The organism is Algoriphagus sp. AK58 (assembly GCF_014324365.1).
Taxonomy (GTDB): Bacteria; Bacteroidota; Bacteroidia; order Cytophagales; family Cyclobacteriaceae; genus Algoriphagus.
On the sequence record NZ_QEIG01000008.1, the window covers coordinates 689,880 to 702,036 of the forward strand.

10 protein-coding genes and 4 tRNA genes are annotated in these 12,157 nt (G+C 42.2%); 1 reads left to right on the plus strand and 13 read right to left on the minus strand.

What is annotated here, in order from left to right; genetic code table 11:
- Nucleotides 1–5 precede the first annotated feature (5 nt).
- The 13 genes from rpoB to DDT91_RS09875 all read right to left on the minus strand — a co-directional run bounded on the left by rpoB (nucleotide 6) and on the right by DDT91_RS09875 (nucleotide 11,362).
- A complete protein-coding gene (rpoB, locus tag DDT91_RS09815; protein ID WP_187175986.1) occupies nucleotides 6–3,881 on the minus strand; it encodes a DNA-directed RNA polymerase subunit beta in 3,876 nt (1,291 codons plus the stop codon).
- Between the two features lie 157 nt (nucleotides 3,882–4,038).
- A complete protein-coding gene (gene rplL / locus DDT91_RS09820) occupies nucleotides 4,039–4,422 on the minus strand; it encodes a 50S ribosomal protein L7/L12 (protein WP_187175987.1) in 384 nt (127 codons plus the stop codon).
- A gap of 41 nt (nucleotides 4,423–4,463) precedes the next feature.
- Nucleotides 4,464–5,006, minus strand: coding sequence for a 50S ribosomal protein L10 (gene rplJ / locus DDT91_RS09825; RefSeq protein WP_187175988.1), 543 nt, complete (start codon nucleotides 5,004–5,006; stop codon nucleotides 4,464–4,466).
- A gap of 2 nt (nucleotides 5,007–5,008) precedes the next feature.
- The gene (gene rplA, locus DDT91_RS09830; protein ID WP_187175989.1) at nucleotides 5,009–5,707 is read right to left on the minus strand and encodes a 50S ribosomal protein L1; all 699 of its coding nucleotides are present in this window, start codon (nucleotides 5,705–5,707) and stop codon (nucleotides 5,009–5,011) included.
- Between the two features lie 10 nt (nucleotides 5,708–5,717).
- The gene (gene rplK / locus DDT91_RS09835; protein ID WP_111392737.1) at nucleotides 5,718–6,161 is read right to left on the minus strand and encodes a 50S ribosomal protein L11; all 444 of its coding nucleotides are present in this window, start codon (nucleotides 6,159–6,161) and stop codon (nucleotides 5,718–5,720) included.
- Nucleotides 6,162–6,164: 3 nt separating this feature from the next.
- Nucleotides 6,165–6,722, minus strand: coding sequence for a transcription termination/antitermination protein NusG (nusG, locus tag DDT91_RS09840; RefSeq protein WP_187175990.1), 558 nt, complete (start codon nucleotides 6,720–6,722; stop codon nucleotides 6,165–6,167).
- A gap of 13 nt (nucleotides 6,723–6,735) precedes the next feature.
- The gene (secE, locus tag DDT91_RS09845; protein ID WP_026966270.1) at nucleotides 6,736–6,924 is read right to left on the minus strand and encodes a preprotein translocase subunit SecE; all 189 of its coding nucleotides are present in this window, start codon (nucleotides 6,922–6,924) and stop codon (nucleotides 6,736–6,738) included.
- Nucleotides 6,925–6,941: 17 nt separating this feature from the next.
- A tRNA-Trp gene (locus DDT91_RS09850) sits at nucleotides 6,942–7,012 on the minus strand.
- 109 nt (nucleotides 7,013–7,121) lie between these two features.
- Complete coding sequence (gene tuf, locus DDT91_RS09855) at nucleotides 7,122–8,309, minus strand: elongation factor Tu (RefSeq protein ID WP_187175991.1); 1,188 nt, start codon at nucleotides 8,307–8,309, stop codon at nucleotides 7,122–7,124.
- A gap of 57 nt (nucleotides 8,310–8,366) precedes the next feature.
- Nucleotides 8,367–8,438, minus strand: a tRNA-Thr gene (locus DDT91_RS09860).
- 32 nt (nucleotides 8,439–8,470) lie between these two features.
- A tRNA-Gly gene (locus DDT91_RS09865) sits at nucleotides 8,471–8,543 on the minus strand.
- A 71-nt stretch (nucleotides 8,544–8,614) separates the two neighbouring features.
- A tRNA-Tyr gene (locus DDT91_RS09870) sits at nucleotides 8,615–8,697 on the minus strand.
- A 145-nt stretch (nucleotides 8,698–8,842) separates the two neighbouring features.
- Nucleotides 8,843–11,362 (minus strand): M1 family aminopeptidase, encoded by a 2,520-nt coding sequence (locus DDT91_RS09875; protein ID WP_370539306.1) that lies wholly within the window; start codon nucleotides 11,360–11,362, stop codon nucleotides 8,843–8,845.
- Between the two features lie 175 nt (nucleotides 11,363–11,537).
- On the opposite strand from DDT91_RS09875, the gene DDT91_RS09880 reads away from it, so the two are divergent.
- On the plus strand, nucleotides 11,538–12,032 hold the full coding sequence (locus DDT91_RS09880; protein ID WP_187175993.1) for an acetyl-CoA carboxylase biotin carboxyl carrier protein subunit: 495 nt from the start codon (nucleotides 11,538–11,540) through the stop codon (nucleotides 12,030–12,032).
- The last annotated feature ends 125 nt before the right edge of the window (nucleotides 12,033–12,157 follow it).

Below are 12,157 nucleotides of genomic sequence, written 5' to 3' on the forward strand. Positions count from 1 at the left end.
CCAAATTAATCGAGGGTAATTTCAAGAGCCAAGCCTCTCAACTCATGAACCAATACATTGAATGATTCAGGGATGTTTGGCTTAGGAAGGTTTTCACCTTTCACGATTGCTTCGTAAGCTTTCGCTCTACCGATTACGTCATCAGACTTCACAGTCAAGATTTCCTGAAGGACATGAGATGCACCGAATGCTTCAAGTGCCCAAACTTCCATTTCTCCGAATCGCTGACCACCAAACTGTGCTTTACCACCGAGTGGTTGCTGAGTGATGAGAGAGTATGGACCAATGGAACGAGCGTGCATCTTGTCGTCTACCAAGTGGCCAAGTTTCAACATATAAGCAACACCTACTGTCACTGGCTGATCGAATCTGTTTCCAGAAAGTCCATCATATAGGTAAGTTCTTCCATAAGCCGGAAGGCCTGCCGCTTCTAGTTCTGCTGAAACCTCTTCAAGAGACGCTCCATCAAAGATTGGAGTTGCATATTTCTTACCAAGCTTTTGACCTGCCCATGCAAGAACGGTCTCGAAAATCTGACCTATGTTCATTCGGGAAGGTACACCCAGCGGGTTCAATACAATATCCATAGGGGTACCGTCTTCAAGGAATGGCATATCCTCGTCTCTTACAATACGAGCTACGATACCTTTGTTACCGTGACGACCCGCCATTTTATCACCTACTTTAAGCTTACGCTTCTTAGCAATGTAAACTTTGGCAAGCTGAACAATACCTGCAGGCAATTCATCCCCAACTTCCAAAGTGAAGCGGTCACGCTTGAATCTACCGGAGATCTCATTTCTGGAATTGGTGTAGTTTTTCACCAACTTCACGATAAGTCCATTGGTATGTGCATCCTCTGTCCAGTCATCCAACACGATGTCTGAAATCAGGTTTGCTTCCTCAGGTACATTGTAATTTGACTCGTCTCTGTATGGGTTCTTAGCAGGGAAGAGGTTATTCTCAATGTTTTTGGCATTGAACTTCACTCCTTTGCTGATAATCTCATCACCGAACTTGTGCTTTACACCTTGTGAAGTTTTACCATCAAGCAAAGTCACCAACTTGTTGATCATTCGGGCACGGATACCCAACAAATCCTTGGAATATTTCGCCTTTAATTTCTCCACTTCAGCCTTGGACTTGGCTCTGTTGTCCTTGTCTTTCTTAGGTCTGGAGAAAAGTTTGGTTTCGATCACCACACCATTTAGAGACGGAGAAGCTTTCAAAGAAGCGTCTTTCACATCACCTGCTTTGTCACCGAAGATCGCTCTGAGGAGTTTTTCTTCAGGGGTTGGATCCGTTTCACCTTTTGGAGTGATTTTACCGATGATGATATCACCTTCTTTCACTTCAGCACCTACTCGGATAATACCGTTTTCGTCAAGGTGTTTAACAGCTTCTTCAGAAACGTTTGGAATTTCAGAAGTCAATTCTTCTTCACCACGCTTGGTGTCCCGAACTTCCAACTGGAATTCCTCTACGTGGATAGATGTAAAGATATCCTCACGAACCACTCGCTCAGAGATTACAATCGCATCCTCGAAGTTATATCCTTGCCATGGCATGTAGGCCACTTTGAGATTTTTACCGAGAGCAAGCTCACCTTTGTTAGTAGAATATCCTTCCACAAGTACCTGGCCTTTTTGAACTCGTTCTCCTTTCAGAACTAGAGGAGTCAAGTTAATGGTGGTATCTTGGTTAGTTCTTCTGAATTTAATCAAGTCGTAGGTTCTGTATTCGTCAGAGAAGTTGACCAGAAGCTCATCTGAAGTCAAGTCATACTTGATTCTGATTTTCTTCGCGTCCACATAATCTACGACACCATCAGCCTCTGCGATAATCAACGCTCGGGAATCAATAGCCGCTTTACCTTCCAGACCCGTACCAACGATTGGTGCCTCTGGCTTTAACAGAGGAACAGCCTGACGCTGCATGTTAGATCCCATCAAAGCCCGGTTAGCATCATCATGCTCCAAGAAAGGAATCAAAGAAGCTGCAACGGACACGATTTGATTTGGAGCAACGTCCATGTAAGAAATCTCACTTGGTTCCAATACCGGGAAATCACCTTCAAATCTTGCCTTTACTTTTTCATTTATAAAGGATCCACTTTCATCCAGTGGCGCGTTAGCCTGAGCAATATTGTTATTGTCTTCCTCCTCAGCGGTCAAAAACACAATATCTTCAGACTTCATACCCACTTTGCCGTTTTCCACTTTTCGATAAGGAGTCTCAAGGAATCCCATGGAATTGACTTTGGCATGGACACAAAGTGACGAAATCAGACCAATGTTTGGACCTTCGGGTGTTTCAATGGTGCAAAGACGACCATAGTGGGTATAGTGTACGTCTCGAACTTCGAAACCAGCTCTTTCTCGAGAGAGACCACCTGGACCCAAAGCTGAAAGCCTTCTCTTGTGAGTAAGTTCAGCCAGAGGGTTAGTCTGATCCATGAACTGAGAAAGCTGGTTTGTACCAAAGAATGAATTGATCACCGAAGAAAGGGTACGAGCATTGATCAAATCGACCGGCTTGAAATCTTCGTTGTCTCGAACGTTCATTCTTTCCCGGATTGTTCTTGCCATTCTGGCCAGACCCACTCCAAATTGGCTGTAGAGCTGCTCTCCTACTGTTCGAACTCGTCTGTTGGACAAGTGATCAATATCATCAACTACAGCTTTGGAGTTTATCAAACCGATCAGATATTTTACGATCGAGATGATATCTTCTTTCGTCAATACAATCTTGTCAGGCTCGATATCCAGTCCCAATTTTTTATTGATCCGATATCTACCTACCTCACCTAAATCATAACGCTTGTCTGAGAAGAACAAGCTTTGGATTACTTCACGTGCAGTAGCTTCATCCGGAGCTTCCGTATTTCGGAGTTGGCGATAGATTACTTCAACCGCCTCTTTCTCCGAATTTGAATTGTCTTTTTGTAATGTATTATAGATGATAGAGAAATCAGCCACATTCACATCTTCTCTATGGAGAATGATGGATTTGGAGCCTGAATCCAAAATCATTTCGATATCTTCTTCAGTAAGAACAGTATCACGCTCAAGCAAAACCTCATTTCTGTCGATAGACACTACCTCACCGGTATCCTCATCCACAAAGTCCTCCACCCAAGTTCTCAAAACTCTTGCGGCAAGTTTTCGCCCAGCAGCTTTTTTCAAAGCAGCTTTTGTAGCAGGAACTTCTTCTGATAGTCCAAATAGATCCAGGATATCTTTATCAGAACCATAACCAATTGCTCTTAAAAGGGTAGTAACTGGGAACTTTTTCTTACGATCGATGTAGGCATACATGACATTGTTGATATCAGTAGCAAATTCGATCCAAGAACCTTTGAAAGGAATAATTCTCGCAGAATAAAGCTTTGTACCATTTGTGTGCTTGCTTTGAGCAAAAAATACACCCGGTGAACGGTGCAACTGGGAAACAATAACTCTCTCAGCCCCATTGATCACAAATGAGCCTTTCTCGGTCATGTATGGCAGATTGCCAAGAAACACTTCTTGTTCGATAGTTTCGAAATCCTCATTGTCCTCATCATGACAAAGCAATCTCAATTTAGCCTTGAGAGGTACAGAATAGGTCAATCCACGATCGATGCACTCCTCAACACTGTATTTTGGAGGATCGACAGCATAATCAATAAATTCCAAAGTAAAGTTTTCTCTGGAATCACTGATTGGGAAGTTTTCAGCAAAAACCTTAAATAACCCGTCTGCCCGGCGCTTCTCAGCAGGAGTATCCAGCTGGAAAAAGTCTTTAAAAGACTGTAGCTGAATATCGAGAAAATCGGGATAGTCTTTGACCACCTTAATGGAGGAGAAACTTTTCCTTTCGGTTTGATTCTTGATAGCCAAGGTAGTGTATAGTTTAATAGTGAAATTAAATATTGGAAAGCGACAATTGTTGCTTGAAATAATGCAATTTTAAACCTGTGCATAAACAGGAAAAGACCTGACTAAAATAGTCAGGTCTTCGGGCTAATCCCTAACCTAAAGGCCAGAGATCAGCAAATTATTTGATCTCTACTTCAGCACCAGCTTCTTCAAGAGACTTCTTCAAAGCCTCAGCTTCGTCCTTAGCAACACCTTCTTTCAAAGGCTTTGGAGCAGCATCAACAAGATCTTTGGCTTCTTTCAGACCAAGACCAGTCAATTCTTTAACCAATTTAACTACAGCAAGCTTCTGAGCACCAGCTGATTTCAAGATAACGTCGAAAGAAGTCTTTTCCTCTTCAGCAGGAGCTTCACCAGCACCAGCACCACCAGCAGCAACTACTACAGCACCAGCTGCAGCAGGCTCGATGCCATACTGATCCTTAAGGATATCCGTCAATTCTTTAACTTCTTTTACAGTCAAGTTTACCAACTGTTCTGCAAGTTGTGTAAGATCTGCCATTGTATTAATTATTTAATTGTTTTTTGAATGATTTGATAAGATTATTTTGCCTCTCGATCAGCAAGAGTCTTAAGAACACCCGTGATGTTATTTTGACCTGACTGCAATGCAGACACGAGATTTTTAGCAGGAGACTGAAGCAATCCGATAAGATCACCCAGCAATTCTTGCTTAGATTTGAGATTAGAAAGCATCTCAAGGTTGTTCTCACCCAGAATTACATCTGAATCAATACCTGCTCCCTTGAATACTGGTCTAGTCTCTTTTTTGCCCATTTTCTTTCTGAAGTCCAAAAGGACTTTAGCAGGCAAATTGCTTGTCTCTTTAGAGAAAATAATTCCGGAGAAACCTTTCAATGCACCACCCACCAGTTTAGAGTAATCCGCATCAAGATTTTCAAGCGCCTTCGCGATCAAGGTGTTTTTGTACACTTTGTACTCCACACCTCTCTCAAAACAGGTTCTTCTAAATGCGTTAACCTCTGCTACTGTGAAACCAGATGCGTCTGTGATGTAGAAGAAAGGGTTATCTTTCAATTTCTCAGTCAGACTGTCGATAATAACTTTTTTCTCGTCTCTAGTCATGATTAAATTCCTTGAATGCTACCCTTGTCCACCGCGATACCTGGAGACATAGTACTGGATATATGAATACTTTTGAAATAAGTTCCCTTTGATGAAGAGGGCTTCAGCTTAGAGATTGTCATGATAAGTTCTTTCACATTGTCCTGAATTTGTTCAGGTGTAAAAGAAACTTTACCAACACCAGCGTGAATGATACCGAATTTATCAACTTTGAAGTCAATTTTACCGGCCTTCACTTCTCTTACTGCTTTCCCTACTTCCAGGGTAACTGTTCCGGATTTAGGATTCGGCATCAAGCCACGAGGACCCAATACTCTACCTAACCTACCAACTTTTGCCATAACGTTTGGCATGGTGATGATAACATCCACATCTGTCCAACCGCCTTCAATCTTGGCAATATAATCGTCCAAACCTACGTAGTCTGCACCTGCTTCGGTGGCTTCTGCGACTTTATCGGGAGTACAAAGCACCAATACTTTGATGTCTTTGCCTGTACCATGCGGAAGGGCTACTACCCCTCTTACCATTTGATCTGCCTTGCGAGGATCAACGCCCAAACGAACGTCTACATCAACAGAAGCATCAAACTTAGTCATGGTAATTTCCTTCACCAGTGAAGAAGCTGCCTCCAGGGAGTACACTTGGCTTGGGTCGTACTTAGAAAGAGCTTCTTTTTGCTTTTTTGTTAACTTAGCCATTGTTGTTTATTTATACTTCCCAAGGGGCTTTACCAGATACTGTGATACCCATGCTTCGTGCAGTACCAGCTACCATTTTCATGGCAGATTCTACTTTGAAAGCATTAAGGTCAGGCATTTTCGTCTCAGCAATCACTCTTACCTGATCCCAGGTAACAGATCCTACTTTCTTTCTGTTTGGTTCCGCAGAACCGCTTTTCACTTTTGCAGCTTCCAACAGCATGTTTGCAGCTGGAGGAGTTTTTACTACAAAATCAAAAGACTTGTCAGAATAAACTGTAATCAGTACAGGCAATACGGTACCCATTTTATCTTGAGTACGTGCATTGAACTGCTTACAGAACTCCATAATGTTCAAACCCTTGGAACCAAGAGCTGGACCTACTGGAGGCGACGGGTTAGCCTGGCCACCTTTCACCTGTAGTTTTACATAACCAGTGATTTCCTTAGCCATTGCTTAGTCTTGTTTTTCTACTTGTATAAAGTTTAATTCAACAGGAGTATTTCGGCCGAAAATCTTAACCATAACATTAAGCTTTTTCTTCTCCTCAAATATCTCCTCAATTGTTCCGGTAAATCCACTGAAAGGTCCGTCCATTACTTTTACGGCCTCTCCGACTATAAATGGTGTATCCTGCTTCTCGGCAAACTCATCAATCTCTTCAACCTTACCTAAAATACGGTTGACTTCAGACTGTCGTAATGGTTCAGGGGTTTTGGAAGCTCCCCCCTGGTTTGATCCAAGAAAACCGATTACTCCCGGAATACTCGTTATTACGTGATTGGCTTCACCATTGGAAAGATCTGCGTTGACCAAAACATATCCGGGGAAGAAATTCCTTTCACGCACACGCTTTTTGCCATTACGCATCTCATATACCTTCTCAGAAGGAATCAACACTTCAGGAATAAACTCATCCAACTTCTGTCTGAAGATTTCATTCTCCAGATAGGTTTTAGTCTTTTTTTCCTGACCTGCGACTACTCTGAGTACGTACCACTTATGTTCAGCCATTCTGTAATTTCAATTAGAATAAATCATAAAACCATGTCATGATGTTTTCAAATCCAAGATCCACCACACCAATGAATAGGGCGAAAATCAAGGACGCTACCAACACCAATACGGCACTGTTCTGAAGAAAAGAAAACTTAGGCCAAGTGACCTTGTTCTTCATTTCATCATAAGACTCTAGGACAAAGTTTTTAAGATTCATAGTCTATCTTCTTACTGCACGGGCAGAGAGATTCGAACTCCCATCAACGGTTTTGGAGACCGCTATTCTGCCATTGAACTATGCCCGTGTATCTAACGCTCCAAAACGGAACGCAAAATTAGGAATAAAGTCTTTAGAAACAAATGCGATCCCAAAATATTCTTCGGGATCGCATTGTATATTCTTATTTAAGGAAATTAGTCAAGAATTTCAGTAACCTGACCGGCACCTACTGTACGACCGCCTTCACGGATCGCAAATCTAAGACCTTTCTCAAGAGCTACTGCTGACAACAATGTAACTTCGATAGTTACGTTATCACCTGGCATAACCATCTCTACGTTAGCAGGAAGCTTGATTTCACCAGTTACGTCAGTTGTTCTCAAATAGAACTGAGGTCTGTACTTGTTGAAGAACGGAGTATGACGTCCACCTTCTTCCTTAGAAAGCACGTAAACTTCAGCTTTGAAGTGAGCGTGAGGCTTCACAGAACCTGGCTTACAAATGATCATACCGCGCTTGATTTGAGATTTTTCAATACCTCTCAACAACAAACCTACGTTATCACCAGCTTCACCTCTGTCAAGGATCTTACGGAACATTTCCACACCAGTAACGGTAGACTTCAGACCCTCTGCACCCATACCAATGATTTCTACTGCATCACCAGTATTAACTACACCTCTTTCAATACGTCCAGTAGCTACTGTACCACGACCAGTGATAGAGAATACGTCTTCAACAGGCATCAAGAAGTCTTTGTCGATAAGACGCTCAGGAAGCGGAATGTAAGAATCAACTGCATCCATCAATTGCATAACAGTATCAACCCACTTCTCCTCGCCGTTCAATGCACCAAGTGCAGAACCTGCGATAACTGGGATGTTGTCACCGTCGAACTCATAGAACGAAAGCAATTCTCTTACTTCCATTTCAACAAGCTCTAACAATTCAGGATCATCCACCATGTCAACCTTGTTCAAGAAAACAACAAGAGCTGGAACACCTACCTGACGAGCCAAAAGGATGTGCTCTCTGGTTTGCGGCATAGGTCCGTCAGTTGCAGCAACAACAAGGATAGCACCGTCCATTTGAGCAGCACCAGTAACCATGTTCTTCACATAGTCAGCGTGACCTGGACAGTCTACGTGAGCGTAGTGTCTTTTTTCAGTCTGATATTCTACGTGAGAGGTGTTAATGGTGATACCTCTTTCCTTCTCTTCAGGAGCGTTGTCGATAGAAGAGAAGTCTCTCAATTCAGAAAGACCTTTTTTAGCCAATACAGTAGTGATGGCGGCAGTCAAGGTAGTTTTGCCATGGTCTACGTGTCCAATCGTACCGATGTTAACGTGCGGCTTGGAACGGTCGAAGGTTGCTTTTGCCATGCGTGAAAATCCTCAGTTTAAGTTTAAAGATATGTTTAGATAATAATTTCTGTATTGAGCCAACGACGGGAATTGAACCCGTGACCCCTTCCTTACCAAGGAAGTACTCTACCCCTGAGCTACGTCGGCTTTCACTACGCAGTGTGCTTATAAAAGCACAGAGCGGGAGACGAGGCTCGAACCCGCGACCTGCAGCTTGGAAGGCTGCCGCTCTACCAACTGAGCTACTCCCGCTTGTGTCCGGCGTACCGGATTTTTTTTTGCCCTGCAAAACTAGAAAAAAATTTTACAATAAGGCAAGTATGTGGGGGAAACAGGATTCGAACCTGTGAAGACATAAGTCAACGGATTTACAGTCCGTCCCAGTTGGCCGCTTTGGTATTCCCCCAACTGCGTCAAAATCTCAGGATTTCATCCCCTAGTGACCTTAACGGATGGCAAAATTATAGCCTTTTATCAAAGTATCAAAGGTTGGTTCTGAAATTTGAAAACTTTTTCCTCTATTCACTTTCAATGTTTTCAAAATCAACCGATTAATTTTCATCTTTCAACATTTCAAGAAAATAACCAAAGTAATTTTGAAGCTGGATGGACTTTTCTCCTTGGATGGACTTTTCAATTTTTTCAAGAGTTTCTTTTTGATCGGCAAACCCCATCAAAGCCTGAAACGCTCCCATCCGGATATAATCCTTGGAACTAGTCTGCAGGAGATGAATCAAACTTTCTATTGCTCCTTCTTTGCCTTCGTTGGGAAAACGGGTGAAGTATTCGCCGTAATAGCCCAAGAAATAGTAAAGGCCCTCACCATTCAACTCATTCAATTTTGTTGCAAACCAATTCCCTTTCCCAAGAACACTCTCCATAATAAAATATTCAGCTACCGGGATCACCATTCGGTAATTTTTCTCTCCAGAATAATTTTCAACAGTACTTACATCTAACTTGGACTCACTTGCCCTAACTAAACCCATTAAAGCAGACCCTGCAATCAAATAGGATGGATGATTCGCCAATCTCTTAAAGGCATTTTGATATTTATCAGGATCCCATTCACCCAGAAGGTCAATGGCTGCTGACCTAACAGAATTTTTAGGGTCATTTTCAGCCAAATCATAAACTACCTCCTCCAAGCCTTCTATTTCGTTCCTCCATTCAGAGTCTGACTGCAAAAATCCCAAGGCATTTTCTCTCACAGACCAAAACGAATCTTTCAAAGCAAGAGGAAGAATTCTTGACAGCTCAGTCTTTGCCTCTCTGGAAATTAAACTATCCAAGGCCTCATACCGAGCTACCCCCAACTGAGATTCAATGAATTGCTGAGCGAACTCTTCATTACTTATCCCTTGAGTTCTTCTGGCCAGGAGATTTTTTCCTTCATCCACGTATACCTGACTCACAGGTTTTTCGTTTTCCAGAGCAAAAGACTGATTCGCTGAGGTTAAATGGAAGATTTTGGATCTCCGATCTTTCCCTTCATACCAACTCACCTCTACAGGCAATTGATACAATGGATTTTCTTCCAAATCCTGCAGCTGTGTCAAGGATATCAACACATTATCCGGCTGTGAATAATCCACTTCAATTTTCAATTCAGGATGCCCTTTCTCCAAAAACCACTGATTGAAAAACCAGTTCAAATCTTTTCCACTCACCTGCTCAAAAGCAAGTCTCAAATCATGAACTTCAACAGACTGAAAAGCATGCCTTTTTAGGTATTGGTTCAAACCTTGAAAAAAGGCTTCATCTCCAAGATAGGTTCTTAGCATGTGAAGAATGACACCGCCCTTATTGTAACTGTGTGCATCAAACATGTCTTCCGAATCCTGATAGTCAAATCGAATGAGATTCTCCTGCTTTACTTCGGCTTCAGCGAAATACCCTTCCATTTCAGACACCAATTTCAATGCTGCCTGATCATTACCGTAATAGAATTCATTCCATAAATACTCACTATAGTTGGCGAAGGCCTCATTAAGAGTAAGATTAGCCCATGACTCTGTAGTCACTAAGTCACCAAACCACTGATGAAAAAGCTCATGGGCTATGATGTAATCCCATTCCGAATCGATTGCCTCCCGCTCATCCATTCTCAATTCTTCCATAAAAATTGACGCCGTTGTATTTTCCATCGCACCGGAAACAAAATCTCTGACCACTATTTGATCATATTTTTGCCAGGGGAAAGGGATACCTAGCCTTTCTTCAAAAAAGGCCATCATTTTAGGAGTATTTTCAAAAACCTTTGCTGCTCCTTTTTCAAAACCCTTTTCGACAAAATAGCCCAAAGGAATTTTTCCATGGCTGGCATCCACCTTCCCGAAGTTACCCACGGCAATAGCAACCAAATATGGGGCATGGGGAAGATCCATTTCCCAGTGATCTTTTCTGAAGCCATTACCCAAACTCTCCTGCTTGACGAGTTTCCCGTTGCTGACAGACACCATGGTATCCGGCACGGTTAATTTTATCGTATGGGTAAATCGCTCGTTTGGCCGGTCAATCGTCGGAAACCACTTGCTGTTATGTTCGGTCTCCCCCTGTGTCCAAATCATGCTGGGCTTATCAGGGACAGTGTCCAAAGGGTCTATGAAATACAAACCTTTGGTATCCGTGATTGCCTTACTCCCATCACCCGAATTACGCTCTGGAAATGCTTTGTAATTAACCTCTAGCTCTACAGTATCTTTTACGGTGAGCTCTTTAGGCAAAAAAACACTTAACTCCCTTTCATTATATCTGTAGGACAATTTCTGAAGACTGTCACCGACTACCACACCTACGGTTCCCACTTCAAAATCCTTGGCATCCAATACCAGCACTTTCTGAGGATAAAAAAAAGGCTTAATCGTCAATCTTGCTTTTCCGGTTACCGTCTGGTTTTCCCAATCAAACTGAAGGTCCAAATCTGTATGGAGGATGTCAAACTCCCTTGAAGCGCTTGGTTTATAGCGCTGTATTTTCAGTTCTTTTTGCTTTCTGAGCAAATCTTGACTTTCAACAGAAAAGTTGGCCGCTTGATCTAGGGATGAATCTGAAGATGATGAATCAGTCACTACGGGTTGACCGGATTTACAGGCAATCATCAAAACAAGAAACAATAAAGCAAAAGAAATTCTTGAGAATGATTTAAAATTTCTTTTTGGGCAAGTAGGTTTTTGACTCATATTTGGGGAAATCTTTGCGGTCGTTTTTGACCCTATTTGATAAAACAAAGCCAAATTAGCAGGAATGTTTTCAGTAAACCTTCAAAATACCACATACTCAGTCGAAAAATCCAAAGACCAGACTAGAGTTAACCACAATCCTTTGAACTGGGATATCAAATGGATCGATGAAAGAAAAGTTCATCTGATTAAAGGCTCAGAGTCAATGGAAGCCGAACTGATTTCGTTGGATCATGAGACCAAAACCCTTCATATCCGCCTTGGATATCAGACTGCTACGCTTCAGCTCAAAGATCGCTTTGATCTTCTTCTGGAAAAAATGGGGATGAGTTCCTCCGGTGCAGGAAATCTGAAAGACATCAAAGCGCCCATGCCGGGACTTATTCTGGATCTAAAAGTGAAGCCTGGAGACGAGGTAAAAAAAGGAGATGTCGTCCTCATCCTTGAAGCCATGAAAATGGAAAACATCATCAAATCGCCAGGTGATGGAATCGTAAAAGACGTCAAAGTCAATCTCAAACAGAGCGTTGAAAAAAACCAGGTTTTAATCCAATTTTAAAATTAAGCGGCTTTAGGTCGCTTTTTTTCTTCCCATACAAGGAAAAACGGAGGTTCAATTTGAAAAAGCGAAAATTCAGTCCAAAAGAATAGAAGGGCATTTTTGCCAAGGATTCTGGCATTCTG